This window comes from Streptomyces sp. P6-2-1, from assembly GCF_050613165.1.
Taxonomy (GTDB): domain Bacteria; phylum Actinomycetota; class Actinomycetes; order Streptomycetales; family Streptomycetaceae; genus Streptomyces.
In genome coordinates this window covers 4678658-4695866 of the sequence record NZ_CP192513.1, presented here as the reverse complement: position 1 = coordinate 4695866, position 17209 = coordinate 4678658, and the positions used below count along the sequence as shown (strand labels likewise).

General features: G+C 73.2%; 13 protein-coding genes. 7 read left to right on the top strand and 6 right to left on the bottom strand.

What is annotated here, in order from left to right:
• The first annotated feature begins 281 nt into the window (after positions 1-281).
• The gene (locus ACQYWQ_RS20140; RefSeq protein ID WP_431036365.1) at positions 282-4745 is read left to right on the top strand and encodes an FtsK/SpoIIIE domain-containing protein; all 4464 of its coding nucleotides are present in this window, start codon (positions 282-284) and stop codon (positions 4743-4745) included.
• 307 nt (positions 4746-5052) lie between these two features.
• On the opposite strand, the gene ACQYWQ_RS20135 is transcribed toward ACQYWQ_RS20140, so the two are convergent.
• A complete protein-coding gene (locus ACQYWQ_RS20135) occupies positions 5053-5373 on the bottom strand; it encodes a hypothetical protein (protein WP_431036363.1) in 321 nt (106 codons plus the stop codon).
• A 161-nt stretch (positions 5374-5534) separates the two neighbouring features.
• Here ACQYWQ_RS20135 and ACQYWQ_RS20130 point away from each other — a divergent pair, with 161 nt between their 5' ends.
• Entirely contained in the window at positions 5535-5801 is a 267-nt protein-coding gene (locus tag ACQYWQ_RS20130) for a WXG100 family type VII secretion target (protein ID WP_431036361.1), read from the top strand.
• Positions 5802-5930: 129 nt separating this feature from the next.
• Here ACQYWQ_RS20130 and ACQYWQ_RS20125 read toward each other — a convergent pair whose 3' ends face one another.
• The 3 genes from ACQYWQ_RS20125 to ACQYWQ_RS20115 form a co-directional block, all read right to left on the bottom strand.
• Positions 5931-6710, bottom strand: coding sequence for an HAD-IIA family hydrolase (locus tag ACQYWQ_RS20125; protein WP_431036359.1), 780 nt, complete (start codon positions 6708-6710; stop codon positions 5931-5933).
• 99 nt (positions 6711-6809) lie between these two features.
• Positions 6810-7871, bottom strand: coding sequence for an alcohol dehydrogenase catalytic domain-containing protein (locus tag ACQYWQ_RS20120; protein ID WP_431036357.1), 1062 nt, complete (start codon positions 7869-7871; stop codon positions 6810-6812).
• Between the two features lie 128 nt (positions 7872-7999).
• Positions 8000-9196 (bottom strand): ROK family transcriptional regulator, encoded by a 1197-nt coding sequence (locus ACQYWQ_RS20115; RefSeq protein ID WP_431036355.1) that lies wholly within the window; start codon positions 9194-9196, stop codon positions 8000-8002.
• A 67-nt stretch (positions 9197-9263) separates the two neighbouring features.
• On the opposite strand from ACQYWQ_RS20115, the gene ACQYWQ_RS20110 reads away from it, so the two are divergent.
• Both ACQYWQ_RS20110 and ACQYWQ_RS20105 read left to right on the top strand, forming a co-directional pair.
• A complete protein-coding gene (locus ACQYWQ_RS20110; protein ID WP_431036353.1) occupies positions 9264-10406 on the top strand; it encodes a Gfo/Idh/MocA family oxidoreductase in 1143 nt (380 codons plus the stop codon).
• A complete protein-coding gene (locus ACQYWQ_RS20105) occupies positions 10403-10888 on the top strand; it encodes a heme-degrading domain-containing protein (RefSeq protein ID WP_431036352.1) in 486 nt (161 codons plus the stop codon). The genes ACQYWQ_RS20110 and ACQYWQ_RS20105 overlap by 4 nt, the downstream gene beginning before the upstream one ends.
• Positions 10889-10937: 49 nt before the next feature.
• Here ACQYWQ_RS20105 and ACQYWQ_RS20100 read toward each other — a convergent pair whose 3' ends face one another.
• Positions 10938-11723, bottom strand: a complete 786-nt coding sequence (locus ACQYWQ_RS20100) for a YidC/Oxa1 family membrane protein insertase (RefSeq protein WP_431036350.1) — start codon at positions 11721-11723, stop codon at positions 10938-10940.
• A 170-nt stretch (positions 11724-11893) separates the two neighbouring features.
• Positions 11894-12172 (bottom strand): DUF6412 domain-containing protein, encoded by a 279-nt coding sequence (locus ACQYWQ_RS20095; protein WP_431039266.1) that lies wholly within the window; start codon positions 12170-12172, stop codon positions 11894-11896.
• A 111-nt stretch (positions 12173-12283) separates the two neighbouring features.
• On the opposite strand from ACQYWQ_RS20095, the gene ACQYWQ_RS20090 reads away from it, so the two are divergent.
• The 3 genes from ACQYWQ_RS20090 to ACQYWQ_RS20080 all read left to right on the top strand — a co-directional run bounded on the left by ACQYWQ_RS20090 (position 12284) and on the right by ACQYWQ_RS20080 (position 17198).
• A complete protein-coding gene (locus tag ACQYWQ_RS20090) occupies positions 12284-13348 on the top strand; it encodes a hypothetical protein (protein ID WP_431036348.1) in 1065 nt (354 codons plus the stop codon).
• 43 nt (positions 13349-13391) lie between these two features.
• On the top strand, positions 13392-13847 hold the full coding sequence (locus ACQYWQ_RS20085) for a very short patch repair endonuclease (protein WP_431036346.1): 456 nt from the start codon (positions 13392-13394) through the stop codon (positions 13845-13847).
• Between the two features lie 429 nt (positions 13848-14276).
• The gene (locus ACQYWQ_RS20080) at positions 14277-17198 is read left to right on the top strand and encodes a Z1 domain-containing protein (protein WP_431036344.1); all 2922 of its coding nucleotides are present in this window, start codon (positions 14277-14279) and stop codon (positions 17196-17198) included.
• Positions 17199-17209 lie beyond the last annotated feature (11 nt).

Here is a 17209-nt window from a genome sequence, read left to right as displayed (position 1 = left end):
TGCGAGGTGCACGGGCCCGCACGTACCGCCCCACGCGAGCCGTCCCTCACGTACCGCCCCACGCGAGCCGTCCCTCACGTACCGCCCCACGCGGGCCGCTCCACGCGGGCCGTCCGGCCTGCCCGGCACGTACCGCCGCGAATCGCCCGTACCTCCGCGCTTCCCCGCACCCGCACCGGCCGCCCACCTCCCGCCACCCCGGGATGCGGCATCATTTCCGTACCGCGCAAGGAAGTTCGATGGCGAGCGCGGCGTGAGCCGGGCAGGGGGAGACGGTACGGATGCGCGTGAGGATGACGCTCGTCGAGGAGGGCGCGCCGGGGCAGGACGCGGTGGTCACCGTGGACAAGCGGACGACGGCGGCCGAGGTCGCCGTGGCGCTGCGCCGGGCCGCGCGGCAGGGGGGCCTGTCGGCCACCGGCCTGCCGGGAGGGCTCCCGGCAGCGCCGGGCGGCGGACTCGGGAGCGGTGTCCCCGCGCAGGTCACGCGGCTGCACGAGGCGCCCCCGAACCTGTGGGTCGACGGGCGGCGGTGCGCGCCCGACGAGCCGGTGGGCCCGCTCCTGCGGGACGGCGTCAAGGTCTCGACGGACGACACGATCGGTCCGTGGGTCGGGCACGCGGAGCCCGGCGGGCGCTTCGAGGTACGGGTGTGCGGCGGCCCGGCGGCCGGGCGCGTGGCCCGGGTCGCGCTCGGCGCGAGCACGCTCGGCTCGGGCCCGGCGGCGACCCTGCGCGTCGAGGAGCCCACGCTGCCCGCGCTCGCCGCGCGCCTCACCGTCGACCACGCGGGCGCCGTCACCGTCGAACCCGCCCCCGGGGTGACGCTCACGCTCGACGGCGAGGAGATCGGGAAGGCGACCGCCTGGCCGCCCGAGGCGCTGCTCGCCTGCGGGGACTCGGTGTTCGCGCTCGCCGAACCCGGCCCGCCCGACGCCCACCTGACCCCGACGGACGAGGGCGGCCTCGCCTACAACCGCCCGCCGCGCCTGACCTCACCGCGCGCCAGGCCCCGGCTCGCGATCCCCGAGGAACCGGTGAAGGGCGAGGGGGCGCGGCTCCAGGTCCTCTCCATGCTGCTGCCGCTGTTCTTCGGGCTCGGCATGTACTTCATGATGAAGTCGGCGTACATGCTGCTGTTCTGCTTCATGTCCCCGGCGATGATGTTCGGGCAGTGGTGGAGCGACCGGCGGCACGGCAAGAAGCGGCACCGCACAGCCGTCAAGGAGTACAAGGCCGCGCTCGCCGCCCACGAGGAGAAGCTGACGGAGCTGAGCGCCGACGACCAGGCGCGGCGGCGCGAGGGCTACCCGGACCCGGCGCAGGCGCTCCTCTTCGCGACGGGCCCGAGGCGGCGCCTGTGGGAGCGGCGGATCACGGACGTGGACGCCCTGCACCTGCGGGTCGGGCTCACCGACCTGCCCGCCGAACTGGACCTCGTGCACGAGCGCGCCGGTTCGTCGGGCGCCGATCCGGACCCGCCCGTCGTGGCGAGCGTGCCGCTGACGCTGCCGCTCACCGAACTGGGGGTCGTCGGGGTCGCGGGCGACCGCGAGCGCGCGGTGGCCTCGGCGCGGTGGCTCGCCGCGCAGGCCGCGATCCTGCACTCGCCCCGCGACCTCTCGCTCGTCGTGCTGTCCTCGGCGAAGGACGCGGCCGAGCGCTGGGAGTGGGCGCACTGGCTGCCGCACGCGGCGCCCCGCCAGGGCCAGGGCTGTGTCGCGCTGCTCGGCACGGACGGCGAGACGGTGAGCCGCAGGATCTCCGAGGTGACGGCCGAGCTGGAGCGCAGGCAGGAGGCCGCGCGCAACAACGCCGCGCAGTACGCGCTGCGCCCCGACGCGCACATCCTGCTCGTCCTCGACGGGGCGCGCCTGCTGCGCAGGGTCCCCGGGGTGCCGCGCCTGCTCCAGGAGGGCCCCGCGGTCGGGATCTACGCGATCTGTGTGGACGAGGACCAGCGGGTGCTGCCCGAGGAGTGCCGCACCGCGGTGTGCTGGCCTGCCGAACCCTCCGCGCACGTACGGCTGTTCGGGCACGGGTACGAGTCGGCGGGCGAGGTGCTCGCCGACCAGGTGAGCACGGCGTGGTGCACGCGGGTCGCGCGCGCGCTCGCGCCCGTACGGGACATCAGCCGCGACGACGCGGACGCGGCGCTGCCCACGGCGGCCCGCCTCCTGGACCTCGTCGACCTCCCCGACCCGGAGGGCAAGGACGTCGCCGCGCTGTGGCGGCGGGGCGGGTCCACGACCTCGGCGGTCATCGGGGTCGGCGCCGACGGGCCCTTCGTGCTCGACATCCGCCGCGACGGGCCGCACGCGCTCATCGCGGGCACGACAGGCGCGGGCAAGTCCGAGCTGTTGCAGACCATGATCGCCTCGCTCGCGCTCAACAACACGCCCGACAGCCTCAATTTCGTCCTCATCGACTACAAGGGCGGCAGCGCCTTCCAGGACTGCGCGCGGCTGCCGCACACGGTCGGCATGGTGAGCGACCTCGACGCGCACCTCACCGAGCGCGCGCTCGACTCGCTCGCCGCCGAGTTGAGGCACCGCGAGGAGATCCTCTTCCACGCGGCGACGAAGGACATCGAGGACTACAACGACGCGCGGCGGCTGCGGCCGGAACTCGAAGCGATGCCGCGACTCATGCTGGTCATCGACGAGTTCGCCTCGCTCGTCGCCGAACTGCCCGACTTCGTGGCCGGGCTGGTCGACATCGCACGGCGAGGCCGTTCGCTCGGGGTCCACCTGGTGCTCGCGACGCAGCGCCCCGCCGGTGTCGTGAGCCAGGACATCCGCGCCAACACCAACCTGCGGATCGCGCTGCGCGTGACGAACGCGGAGGAGTCCCGGGACGTCATCGAGGCGCCCGATTCGGCGCTCATCTCCAAGTCCACGCCCGGGCGTTGCTACGTCCGCTCGGGTTCGCAGTCGCTCACGGGGGTGCAGTCGGCGCGGATCGGGGGCCGCAGGCCGGGTGACCGGAGCGCGGCGGCGGAGGTCGCTGTCCGGCTGGTCGACTGGACGGACTACGGGCGGCCGCTGCCCGGCGGCGGGGACGGGGAAGGCGACGACGGCACGATGGTGACCGACCTCGCCGTGCTCGTGGACGCGATCGCGGAGGGCGCGCGGCTCCTGGGCTGCCCCGAGCCGCGCAAACCGTGGCTGGAGCCGATCCCGGAGCAGACCACCCTCGACGAGCTGCCCGACACGGGACGGCCCGCGCTCGGTCCCGGCGAGCTGCCGCCGCTGCCGTTCGGCATCACCGACCTGCCCGCGCGCCAGGCGCGGGAGGTCCTCGCGCTCGACCTGCTCGACGGCGAGCAGGTCATGGTCGCCGGCGGTCCCCGCTCGGGCCGCTCGACGGTGCTCCGCACGCTCGCGGGCTCCCTCGCCCGTACCTGCTCGCCCGAGGACGTGCACCTGTACGGGATCGACTGCGGCGCCAACGCGCTCCTGCCGCTCACCGCGCTGCCGCACTGCGGCGCCGTCGTCACGCGGGACGAGACCGCGCGCGTGGACCGGCTGCTCGGGCGGCTGCTCGCCGAGCTGGCCAGGCGGCAGACGCTGCTGGCCGAGCGCGGGCAGTCGAGCGCGGCCGAGCAGCGGGCGAGCGCCCCCGAGGGCGAACGGCTGCCGGTCGTGCTCGTCCTCGTGGACGGCTGGGACGCCTTCCGCGCGGCCTTCGAGAACTACGACTACGGGCGGCTCGTCGAGGGCGCCAGGCGGCTGTTCCGGGAGGGTGCGGCGCTCGGCATCAAGGTCGTTCTCGCGACCGACCGCACAGGCCTGTCGGGGGACGTCTCGGCGTCGTTCGGGGAACGTCTCGTGCTGCGCCTGACCGACGTCAATGACTACGCGCTCGCGGGCATCCGCTCGGCCGACGTGCCGAGCGAGGTGCAGCCCGGCCGCATCCTGCGCCCGACCGACGAGGGCGTACGCGAATCGCAGGTCGCGCTCCTCGCCGCCGACCGCTCCGGGCAGGCGCAGGTCGCCGAGCTGCAACGCCTCGCGCGAGCCGTCGAGCCGCCGCGCACGCGTGGCCTGCGGCCGCTGCGCGTGGACATCCTGCCGACCCGTATCGACGCGCGCGCCGCGCGGGAGCTGGTCCCCGACTTCGTGCCGCCCGCCCCGCTGTGGGCCCTGTTCGCCGTGGGCGGCGACGAGCTGGAACCGCTCGGCATGGATCTCGACGCCAACGGCCCCGGCTTCGTCGTGACGGGCCCGCCGCGCTCGGGCCGCTCCAGCACCCTCGTCACGGCGGCGCGCTCGCTCCTCTCCCAGGGCACCGAGGTCCTGGTCATCGCGCCGCGCCGCTCCCCGCTGCGTGAACTCGCCGGAGAACAGGGCGTCCTGGCCGTCCTCGACGGCTCGGCGTCGTCGGAGGACCTGAAGGCGTACACGGAGAGCGCTTCGGGCGCGTACGTGATCGTCGTCGACGACGCCGAACTCCTCTACGACACCGCGCTCGACGAGACGCTGGAGGAACTCCTCAAGGAGGGCATGGACGGCGGACTCGGGCTCATCGCCGCGGGCGCGTCCGACACGTTGTCCTCGCAGTACCGGGGCTTCGTCGTCCAGGCGCGGCGCTCGCGCAACGGCCTGATGCTCTCGCCCTCGGGCTCCCAGGACGGCGAGATGTTCGGCGTCCGCGTCCCCGCCAACAGCGGCGGCGGGCCCACGGGCCGCGGCCTGTTCGTCGTGAGCGGCGAACTGACGCCCGCACAGGCGGTGTTGCCGTAGCCTCCCGCGCCACCACGAGGACGGCGGGCGCCGCGGTCCGCCGCCGCCACGACAACGGGGGCCTCGCACGGGCCGCTCGGGCATCGCCCCGGACCGTCTCGCCAGGACGATCACCTCGCTCGACACCGGCGAGCAGGGATGCCGCCGCCCCTGCGGTGACCGCGGTGCGCGGGTGGCACCTATCAACCGCCCGCGGTTGTCCCGCACTTGGGGCCGCGGCGTGCGCGGCGGCCGTGGTGGGCGCGGCGGCCGTGGTGGGCGTGGCACACGGCCGCGGTATGCGTGTCCGGCTGCCGCGAGGGCGGCGTCACCGCATGTCGATCCGCATCATCTTCGCCTCGTTGGCAGGCACTTTGTCCGGCATGCTGTCGAGCTTCCGCTGGATCGCGGGGACGAGTTTCTTGAGTTCGCGCAGCATGCGGCCGCGATTCCCCTCGATCTCCGTATGCCAGTTGTCGGCGGTCTTGCCTATCCAGGACTTGCCCTCGCTCTTCCCGCCCACGTCCTGGGAGGCTTTCTTGAGGTGTTTCTCCATTTTCCCCACCTCGTCCTGAACATTTCCCTTCAAAGTTTCGAGGCGGGTTTTCATCGGGTTGTCCACCTTGGGCTGTTCTGCGGGCGTTCCCATGACATCCGTCCTGTTCAGAGGAGTGTGCCCCGTCACGCTACGAAGCAAATACTGCCCCCAGCAAGCACGTTGCCCCCTTTTCCACGCCGCCTCCATTGAGCCGTGCGCTAGGGTCGACGCGCCGGGCGGAGAGGCCGCCCGAGGACACGGGGAGGTGCCGTATGACGCTCAAGGGCGCGGACACCACACGACTGCGGGAACTGTCGAAGATCTTCAAGACCCAGCACGGGAACCTGAACGATCTCATCACCGCGATATCCAACGGCACGCGCGGCAGCGACGACTTCTGGAAGGGCCCGCGCGCGAACCGCTTCCGGGACGACTGGGAGAAGCTCAAGCCTTCGCTCACGAATTTCGTCGACTCCCTGGAGCGCGCGCGCAAGGAGACCTCGGACGCCGCGGACGCCAACGACCGCATCAACGACTGAGGCGCGTCGGGCACACCGGTGCCGGTTCTTCCCCTCCGCCCCACCGGGGCGGCCGGGGAGAGCCGGCACCGTCGCTGTCCGGGGGCGCCTGGGGCCGGTCGGCCGCTTCCTCGCCCGTCCCGCCCCCGCTCAGATCCGGTCCACCAGATCCGCGATGGAGTCGACCACTTCGGTCGGCCGGAACGGGTACGTGTCGATGTCCCCGACCGTCGTGAGCCCGGTCAGGACCAGGAAGGTCTCCATCCCGGCCTCCAGGCCCGCGAGGACGTCCGTGTCCATCCGGTCGCCGATCATCGCCGAGGACTCCGAGTGCGCGCCGATCGCGTTGAGCCCGGTGCGCATCATGAGCGGGTTCGGCTTCCCGATGAAGTACGGGTCCTTGCCCGTCGCCTTCGTGATGAGCGCGGCCACCGAGCCCGTCGCGGGCAGCGCGCCCTGCGGCGAGGGCCCCGTGTTGTCGGGGTTGGTCGCGATGAAGCGGGCGCCGTTGTTGATGAGGCGGATCGCGCGCGTGAGCGCCTCGAAGGAGTACGTACGGGTCTCGCCGAGCACCACGAAGTCGGGGTCGGCGTCGGTGAGTACGTACCCCGCCTCGTGCATCGCCGTCGTGAGCCCGGCCTCGCCGATGACGTACGCGGTGCCGCCCGGGTGCTGCGTGTCCAGGAACTTCGCCGTCGCGAGCGCCGAGGTCCAGATGTTCTCGACCGGCACGTCCAGGTCGATGCGCCTGAGCCGCACGTGCAGGTCGCGCGCGGTGTGCATCGAGTTGTTGGTGAGGACGAGGAAGGGGCGCCCCGAGTCGCGGAGTTTGCGGATGAACGCGTCCGCGCCGGGCACGGGCACCCCCTCGTGCATCAGCACGCCGTCCATGTCGGTGAGCCACGACTCGATGGGCTTGCGCTCTGGCATGGGCGGTACTCCTGGCTGCTGCGGGGCGGACGGGACCGGTACGGCCATCCTATGCGGCGCTTCCGGCCCGTTTCCTGATCAGGTACGACCGGACCGGCCTCAGGCACCCGGGTCGATCCCCACCAGGATCTTCACGTGCCCGTCCGCGTACGCCAGCAGCTCCTCGTACCCCTTCTCCCGCACCTCGTCGAGACTCAGCCGGTCCGAGACGAGGCCCTCGGTGCGCAGCCGCCCGTCCGCGAGCGCCGCGAGGACCGCGGGGAAGTCGGGGCCGTTGTACGCGAAGCTGCCGGTGTAGCCGATCTCGGTGAGCATCAGCAGGTTCGGGTCGAACTCGGCCGTACGGCCCTGGGCGACCGTCACCGCCGTACCGCCCTTGCGCACCGAGCCGAGCAGCGCGCCGACCGCCGCTCGCCCGGCCCCGCTCGCCTCGAAGCCCGCGTCCACGCCGCCGGGCACCGCGGCCCGTACGCGCGCGACGACGTCGTCATCGGCCGGGTCGAGCACGAGGTCGGCGCCGAGAGCGGCCGCGAGCCGCTTGCGCGCCGCGCTCATCTCGCTCACCGCCACGGACGCGGCCCCGCGCGCCTTCGCCGCGAGCAGCAGCCCGAGCCCGATCGGGCCCGCGCCCACCACGAGCGCCGTGCCGCCCGTGCCGAGACCGCCGCGGCGCACCGCGTGCCACGCGACGGAGAGGGGTTCGACGAGCGCGCCCGTCTCCGCGTCCACGCCCGCGGGCAGGACGTGCGCCTTCGCGGCCGGTACGACGACGTACTCCGACATCCCGCCGCCCCCGCCCATGAGCCCGATGAAGCCGAAGCGCTCGCACAGGTGGTAGTCGCCGCGCAGGCACGCCGCGCACGTCCCGTCCGCGATCAGCGGCTCGACGGCGACGAGCGCCCCGAGCGGCACGCCGTCCACGTCCGCCGCCACATCGACGACCCTCCCGGAGAACTCGTGCCCGAGCACGAAGGGCCCCGGCTCGCCGAAGAGCGGGTGCACGAAGTCGGCGGGGAAGGCGGGACGCGCGTACTGGTGCAGGTCCGAGCCGCAGATCCCGGCCCAGGCGACCTTCACCTTGACGGTTCCCGGGCGCGTCTCGGGCTCGGGGATCTCGTCGATCCGCACGTCATGGGCTCCGTACAACCGCAGGGCACGCATGGGGAACGCTCCGCTCTCCCCCGGTCACCTCGTACGACGTGCGACGCCTCGCCGGCCTTCGGCCTTCGGCCCCCGCCTTCCGGCCTCCGTCCGACGACGAGCGCCACGGTACGTCAGCGCCGTCGCGCTCACCCCTCGGCGGGGAGCCGTCCGAACAGCGGCGCCAGGACGAGCTGCGCGGCCCCCTCGGCGATCACGCGGTCACCGCCCCCCGCCACACCGCCCGCCGCTTCGGCGCCGTCCGCCCCCTCCGCCAGGCGCACCCGTACCCGCTCCGTCCCCGTCCGGCTCGCGCGCGCGTCCACGGCCGCCCGCACCCCCCGTACGAACGCGTCGGGAGCCGCGGCGATCCGGTGCCCGCCGAGCAGGATCAGCTCGACGTCGAGCAGACCGGCGAGGTTCGCCGCCGCCGTGCCGAGCACGCGCGCCGCCCCTGCCGTGTCCCCCGCGGCGAGCGCGGCGAGGCACAGCGCCTCGACGCAGCCCCGGTTCCCGCACACGCAAGGCGGCCCGTCGAGCGCGACGACCTGGTGCCCCAGCTCGCCCGCGCCCGTGCGCGGCCCCCGGTACAGGCGCCCGTCGAGCACGAGCCCGGCCCCGAGCCCCGTACCGAGATGGAGGTAGGCGAAGGCGCGCGCGTCACCCGCGAGCGCGCGCCCGAGCGCGGCCGCGTTGGTGTCCTTGTCGAGCACGACGGGCAGCCCGAGCCGCCCGGCGAGCGCGGCGGCGAGCGGCAGTCCGTCGAGCCCGGGGAAGCCGCTGACCTTGTGCAGCACGCCCGTACGGTGGTCGAGCGGGCCCGGCGCCGCGAGCCCGGCACCGAGCAGGAGCGGCGCGAAGCCCTCCTCGTCGGGCGGGCGCTCCCCCTCCCCGCCCGTTCCCCCGCGTACGTCCGCCATCGCCCCCGCGACCGCGTCCACGACATCGCCCGCCCCCCGCCCGAGGTCGACAGGGACCCGCCGCTCGGCGAGGGCGCGCCCCGTGAGGTCCGTCCGGACGACGAGCACGCCGTCCCTGTCGATGTGCACCCCGAGCGCCTGCACGGCCCCGCGCGCGAGGCGCAGGGCGGTGGCCGGTTTGCCGCCCGTGGACTCCTGCCGCCCCGCGGCGGCGAGCAGGCCCCCCTGCCGCAGCCGTCCCGTGATCTTGCTGACGGCCTGCACGGTGAGCCCGGTGCGGCTCGCCAGTTCGGGGCGGCTGATCCCCTCCCGGCCCGCGCCGCGCACGAGATCGAGCACGAGCGCGGTGTTGTGTCCCCGCAGGTCGGCGAGGCGGACGCCGCTCCGCCCGCCCGCCCGTCCCGGTCCCTCGGCCACGCCGCCCACCCCTTGCCTCCTGTGTCGTGCCGATGCGTGCTTGCACTTATTCAACACTGTTGCCAAAGTGGCGTGCATGAGCGGCCCGACCTCTTCCCCCAGCACCCCCGTACCCGGCGCCCCCGCATCCGGCGCCCCCGAACCCTCGGCCCCCGTCCCCGTCGCCCTGATCGGCTACGGCCTCGCGGGCTCCGTCTTCCACGCCCCCCTCATCGACGCGACCCCGGGGCTGCGCCTCGACACGGTCGTCACCCGCGACGAGGAGCGCCGCGCGCAGGCGCGGGCGGAGTTCGCCGGGGTGCGGTTCGCCGACACGCCCGAGGAGGTCTTCTCCCGCGCGGGTGAATACGGCCTCGTCGTCATCGCCTCGCCCAACAAGACGCACGTCCCGCTCGCGCGCGCCGCGCTCGACGCCGGTCTCCCCGTCGTCGTCGACAAGCCCGTCGCGGGCACGGCGGCCGAGGCCCGCGAGCTGGCGGCCCTCGCCGAGCGGAGCGAACTGCTCCTCTCGGTCTTCCAGAACCGCCGCTGGGACAACGACTTCCGCACCCTGGCAGGGCTCCTCGCCTCGGGCGCGCTCGGCGACGTGCACCGCTTCGAGTCGCGTTTCGAGCGCTGGCGGCCGCAGCTCAAGGGTGGCTGGCGCGAGTCGGGCGACCCGGCCGAGTACGGCGGTCTCCTCTACGACCTGGGCAGCCACGTCGTCGACCAGGCACTCGCCCTCTTCGGCCCGGTGACGCGCGTCTACGCGGAGTCGGACGTGCGGCGCGCGGGCGCCGCGGCCGACGACGACACCTTCCTCGCGCTCACGCACGCGTCGGGCACCCGCTCGCACCTGTGGGTCTCGGCGACGACGGCGCAGCTCGGCCCCCGTTTCCGGGTCCTCGGCTCGAAGGCCGGGTACGTGAAGTACGGGCTCGACCCGCAGGAGGCCGCGCTGCGGGCCGGCGAGCGCCCGGGCGGCGCGCGGCGCTGGGGTACGGAGCCTGCCGAGCTGTACGGCAGGCTGGGCGCGGGCGAGTCCCCGCTGACCGGCGGCGGCGAACCCGTACCGACCGAGCCGGGCGACTACCCGGCGTACTACGCGGCGGTCGCCGCAGCCCTGCGCGAGGGCGCCCCGAACCCGGTCACTGCCAGGGAGGCAGCGGCCGCGCTCGACGTCATCGAGGCGGCCCGCCGCTCGGCCGCCGAAGGCGTCACGGTGGAGGTGTCCCGATGAGCGCCCTGCCCGCCACGGCCGAGGAGGCCGCGGACCTCCTCGCGCAGCAGAACCGCCTCGCGCTGCCCACGTACACGCACCAGGACGCCTGGGACCTGGGCAGCACCCTGGTCCGCCTCGCGCGCGAGAGCGGCGCCCCCGTCGCGATCGACCTGCGGCGCGGTCTCCAGCAGGTCTTCCACGCGGCGCTGCCGGGCTCGACGGCCGACAACGACGACTGGCTCGCGCGCAAGCGCAGGGTCGTCGAGCGGTACGGCGAGAGTTCCCTCCTCGTCGGCACGCGCTTCCGCGCCAAGGGCACGACCTTCGAGGACGCCTCCCGCCTCGACCCGTCCCGCTACGCGGCCCACGGCGGGGTCCTGCCGATCCTGGTGCGCGGCGTCTCGGGCCCGGTGGGCACGATCGGCGTATCGGGGCTGCCGCAGGTGGAGGACCACGCGCTCGTCGTGGCGGCGCTGGAGGAGTACCTGGCGGGGCGGTGACCCGGGCGGGCGGGGCGGTCGGGGACCGTGACCCGCCCGCGCGGGCGGGTCATCCCGCGGCGGTTGCTTCCGGGGCCGCGCGCGGGCGCTCCCGGTACAGCACCGCCCGCTCCGCGGCGCTCCACGTCGTACTCGTGACGAGGTAGAGCGCCCCGGCGAGCGGGACGACGGCGACGCTGACCAGCGTGAAGTAGGCCGTGTACGGCATGAGCCGGGTGAGTGCGGCGGCGCCGGGGACGCCCTCGGCCGCCTGCGCCTGCGCCCGCGCGCCGGACCGCCGCGTGTTCCAGCGGCTCGTGAAGGTGGCGACGGCGGCGACGAGCACGAAGAGCACCACATACACGAGCCCTCGCGCGCCGAAGAGCCCGCCGTGCGCGAGCGCGTCGGCCCAGCGGTCGCCGAGCGGGGCCGCGAAGAGGCGGTGGCCGAGCAGGTGGTTGGGCTCGCCGCCGATGCGGGAGCTGGAGAAGACGTGGAAGAGCACGAAGAAGAAGGGCAGCTGGCACAGCGTCGGCAGGCAGCCGCCGAGCGGTGAGACGCCGTGCCTGGCGTGCAGGTCCATGAGAGCGCGGCGCAGCCTCTCGGGGTCCTTGGCGTACTTCTCGCGCAGCGCGGCGGCCTCGGGCGCGAGCCGGGCGCGTTCCCGCCCGCCGCGCGCGGCGGCGCGCGAGAGCGGCAGCAGGAGGAGCCGCACGCAGGCGGTCAGGACGACGATCGCCGCGGCGGTGGCCGCCGGACCGGCGAGGGGCTGGAGCAGGTCGGCGAGGTAGCCGACGACGCCGGCGCTCAGGCCGAACAGGCCGGAACCGGACGCGTGGAATGCGGGCAGGGACATGAGTCCTCCGGGGCCTCACAGGGGAAGGGAGCGGACCTGTGCGGCGGCGCGGCTGACCCCCGTACGAGCGCGTCTCGTACGGAGACGGGCGGGGTAGGGGCGCGGAGTACGCGTACGGGGCACGCGCGGAGTGCCCCGTACGGGGTACGTCCGCGGAGTACGGGCGCGGGTCAGCCGGCCGGCGCGGTGAGGCGGCGGCCGGGTGCCCGGGGACGTGGTCGCCCGGAGGCGTCGGGATCGCGCTGGGGCAGGAAGGCGGTACGGCGGGCGCGCTCACGGATCGTGGTGCGTACCGCGGTGGGCGCGACGAGCGGGACGCCGCGCGCGGTGCTCAGGAGGCAGACGGCGAGGGCCGCCGCCGTGACGGCGACGGCCGCGGGCAGCAGCCCGGGCTCCGCGCCGAGGGCACCGGCGAGGACGAGCAGCACGAGCGCGAGCAGGCGCGGCATACGCATCCCCCCTCCGGTGGCACTGACACCCCTCCAGACGAACCGGGTCGCCGAAAGGTTCCCTGCCGGTTGGTACTCCGTTCGGGGCGTGCGCGGCGCTACCGTGTGGCCATGCGCCCCGAAACCCCTGCCGAGACCACCCAGGCCCCGCCCGCCGCGCCCGTACCGGCGGCGCGGCAGGGCGAGAGCGACCGCGAAGCCCACCTGGAGCAGGCCCAACGCCTGGAACGACTGGCCGAGCGCCACCCGGAGGACGCCGAACAGCTGCTCCTGCGCGCGGCCGCGCACTTCGAGCTGGCCGACGACCGCACCCGCGCGAGCACCCTGTACGACGGTCTGCTCGCCGGTGCGCCCGAGGACCCGGCGCTGATCCGGGCGCTGAAGGCGGCGAACCTGTGGGAGTACGGGCACGAGGCGGAGGCCCAGGCGATCGTCTCGGGCGTACGGGCGACGGCCCCGCGCACACCGGCCCCGTGGATCGTGGTGGCGCAGGCGCTGGAGGCGCACGACGAGCTGGAGGAGGCGCACGCCACGTACGAGGAGGCGGTGGCGCTCCTCCTGGACGGCTCCACGCCGCCCCCGTACGAGGCCCGCCCGCTCCTCATCGGCAGGCACCGCGTCCGGCGCCTGCTCGGCCTGGAGCACGACGCCTGGGACGCGATGGCGGACGCGCTCAACCCGGCGACGGTCCCGCTCGACGAGCTGCACGACCCGAAGCGCACGTGGGTGCTCGGCTCCGACAGCCCCGAGGAGCTGCGCGCCGAGATCACCCGCCTGCACGCCGAACTCGCCACGTACCGCGCGGCCCTGTCCCGCCCCTTCCCCGTGGCGGTCCTGCACTGGCCGGAGCCGGAACTGACCGAACTCCTCGCCTCCTACCCCGCCCTCGCCACGGAGTACCCCTCGTACGAGGCCCACACGAGGTCGATCGAGTCCGCCCTCCGCGACCTCGCCGCCTCCGGCATCCCCAACCTCGGCATCGTCCGCGCCACGGTCCCCTCCTACGAGGCCTTCGCCGCCGCCGAATCCACCGACCCCACCACCCCAACCCTCCTCCCCCTCTACACCACCACCCTCGCCACCCGAGCCCTCGCCACCCCCTGGCCCCCTCACCCACGAGCGGAATGCTGGTGCGCATCCGGAACCGAGTACGAGCGATGCCACGGGGCGGGGTGAGGTGCCCGCCAAGCCCCTTCGGGGAACCGCGCGCGCCGGCACAATGGCACGCGTGCCGGATTCTCCCGTTCCGTCCTCGGTGGACGTGTCGCGTCGGATGAGCCGCCAGCGCTCCAGGGACACCGACCCCGAACGTGCCGTGCGGCGACTCGTGCATGCCGCTGGATTGCGCTACCGCCTTCACCTGCGTGTTCCCGGACTGGCACGACGCACGATGGACTTCGGCTTCCCGCGTGAGCGCATAGCGGTCTTCATGGACGGCTGCTTCTGGCACGGGTGCCCCGACCACGCCACCAGCCCTCGCAGCAACGCCGCCTGGTGGCGCGAAAAACTCGACCGCAACACGGCCCGCGACGCCGAGACCACCGCCCATCTCCACGCCCTCGGCTGGACGGTCCTCCGCTTCTGGGAACACGAGGAGCCGGAGCGGGCAGCGGCGACCGTGATCGCGGAGCTGAGGCGGAGGAAGGGGGAGCGTCCCGCCCGGCCCTCGCCCTGAGGCTGCCACCTCACCCGTGTCCCTTCCCCTGTCACTTCCTGCCTGCTATCGAGGTCGCATGGCACCGGTTTCCCCTTGGGAGTTCGACGTCCCCGCGGACGGCGCTCGCTTGCCGCCGCCCGCGGCCCGCCGCATGGAGGCCGCGGCCGGTCGGGGGCGGCGTCGAGGTGGCGATCACCGACCTGGTGGACGGCGGCAAGGGCGTGACCGGGAAGGAGCTGGGCGCCGGACGACGCACGCCGGCGCACCCGTCGGGCCTTCCTGCTCCTCCTCGTCACCTCCATGTCCCCCGCACGGGACCGACAACCTGCCTCCGGGGATGCGGCAACGGATTCACGACGTCGGATACGACACGGACCTCTCCGGCCTGACTCGCGCGCGGAACGCACCGGCCTCGCTCACCGACGTCCGAATCCCCCTGACTGGACCATGACGCACACCGATACGCTCCGCCTGCAACTGCACCGTTCCGCCCTCGCCGGCATGGTGAACCGCCCCAAGAAACTTTCGCGCGCACTCGCGTACCAGGCCGAGGACGAGGGGCCGGAGGCGGAACCGCTGACCCGGGACGAGGACTTCCGGTCCGTACTGCGCAACGCCGCGAGCACGGATCAGCTGGTGGAACTGTGGCGCAAGCACCTCACGCACTGGGACGACGCGGAGAAGGCGGAGTGGAGCGACACGGAGCCCGGGACGGACAGCCGACGCGAGGAGGTGCTCTCCTCGCTCGGCCTCGCGCCGGAGACAGCCGGCCTCCTGACCTCTCTCATTCCGGTGCCCAAGGCTTCGTCGACCGTCGTCATCAGTGACACCTTCACTCCCTGGTACACCCCGCAGTCCGCGCAAGGCCGCAGTTGGTACTGGTCCGCCTACAGCCGGGTCCTGGAGGACAAGGGGTGGTCCGCCGAGGCCGTGGCCGGGCTCGACCAGGCGACGGACCGCGTCGTGGAACGTCTCGCCGATCCGACGGCGGAGGCCGCCTATCAGTCGAAGGGGCTCGTCGTCGGACATGTGCAGTCCGGCAAGACCGCGAACTTCACGGGCGTCGTCGCCAAGGCCGTCGACGCGGGCTACCGCCTCGTCATCGTGCTCGGAGGCACCCTGAACCTGCTTCGTGCCCAGACGCAGCGTCGCCTCGACATGGAGTTGGTGGGGCGGGAGAACATCCTGCGCGGCGCCGCGCAGAGCGAGTCGGACTACGCGGACGACCCTGCCTGGATCAACGGCGGATTCCTCTCGCACGGCGCCATGCCCTCGGCGCTCGGAGGATTCGACATCGTACGCATGACCACGAGAGACAAGGACTACCACAGCCTCGACCAGGGCATCGCGGCCCTGGAGGCCGAGAAGCAGGAACCCTCGCTCCCGCTTCACGATCCCCGCAATCTGCACCGCTCGCACGCCCGCCTCATGGTCGTCAAGAAGAACAAGTCGGTGCTCGACAAGCTCCTCCGCGACCTGAACAAGATCAGAACCCCGCTGTCCGAGATCCCCGTTCTGATCATCGACGACGAGTCGGACGAGGCGTCGGTGAACACGGCGAACCGACGCAAACCAGACGCCACCCGTACGGCGATCAACCACCGGATCGCCGAACTGCTCCGCATGCTGCCCCGCGCCCAGTACGTGGGCTACACGGCGACGCCGTTCGCCAACGTCTTCATCGACCCGAGCGACAGTGAGGACATCTTCCCCAAAGACTTCATCGTCGCCCTCCCCCGTCCCGAGGGCTACATGGGAGTCCAGGACTTCCATGATCTCGACTCGCCCGTGGCCCCCGAGGACCGCACCGTCGCGAACTCGAACGAACTCGCCCACGTGCGGGACATCCGGCTGAGCGACGACGGCCGCGCCGGCCTGCGCGAGGCGATCGACATGTTCGTACTGACCGGGGCCATGAAGCTCTACCGCATCGACCACGACGCTCTCGACGACCGCTTCCTCCTCCACCACACGATGCTCGTCCACGAGTCGGTGAGGACCAAGGACCACTACGAACTGAGCGAATTGATCAACCGCTTGTGGGAGGGATCGGGTTACAACGGGGCGAGCGGTCACGAACGGCTCCGGAAGCTCTTCGACTCCGACGTCGCTCCCGTGTCGCGCGTACGGGCAGGCTCCTGGTCGGTGCCCGAGACGTACGACGACCTCGCGCCGTACGTCGGGGCTGCCGTGATGAGGGTGGGGGGGGACGAACAGCCGACGATCGTCGTCAACGGGGACAAGGACAAGGAGTACGGAGAGGCCGACTTCGACCGGCGCCCGCTGTGGAAGATCATCGTGGGTGGGCAGAAACTCGCCCGTGGCTTCACCGTCGAAGGACTCACGGTCACCTACTACCGGCGGCGCGCCAACAATGCCTCCACCTTGATGCAGATGGGTCGTTGGTTCGGCTTCCGCGAGGGCTACCGGGACCTGGTGCGCCTCTACGTGGGCCGCGGGGAGAAGGCGGGTTCCAGGGAGATCGACCTCTACGAGGCGTTCGAGGCGATCTGCCGGGACGAGGAGTCCTTCCGCTCCCAGTTGGAGCAGTACGCGACGTGGGTGGACGGTCGCCCCCAGGTGACCCCCGCCGATGTCCCACCGCTGGTCGCCCAGCATCTGCCCTGGCTCCTGCCCACGAGCAAGAACAAGATGTACAACACGCGAGTCGTCGAACTCGCGAGTCCCGGCAAATGGGAGGAGCCGACCGCGTACCCGACGGACAGCTCCGACCTCGCCCACAACACCGGGCTGTGGCTGCCGGTGCTGGAGTCCCTCGATGCGGCGTCGACCTTCTCGTACCACTTCGACACGGAGGAGCACGAGCGCAGCTTCGATGCCCGCACCGGGCTGCTCGGGCCGGCGCAGTTCCTGGAACTGGCGGACTCCATGCGTTGGACGACCGATCAGCAGTTCGCTCCCCTGCTGAAGTACCTGCACAAGATCAGCAGGCCGTCCGCCGGCATGCTGGACGACTGGCTGGTCCTGGCACCGCAGCACACCACGGGCAGGCGCAGTGCACATCTCGGCGGTTCCTCGCGCACCTATTCCTGGTTCGCTCGTGCCCGACGGCGCGAGGCGGCGTTCGGAGCCGTCTCGGAGCCCAGGCACCGTGCCGCCGCCCTACGGATCGCCGGCGCTCTCCCCCTGGGCGGCAACAGGACCACCGAGGCATTCGTTCGGGAGCGACGCGGCGTGGTGACCCTGTACCCGGTGGTGGAGTCCCGGCACCGGGAAGCGGCCGAGGAGAGCAACCGCATCAGCCCCGAGAAGGTGGTCCTCGCCTTCTCGTTCGTGGCCCCCGCCTCGGCCCGCAGCAGCAACGGGAAGGTCGTGTGGTTCACCACCGTCGACTCCGCGAAGGAGTGACGGCACGTGTC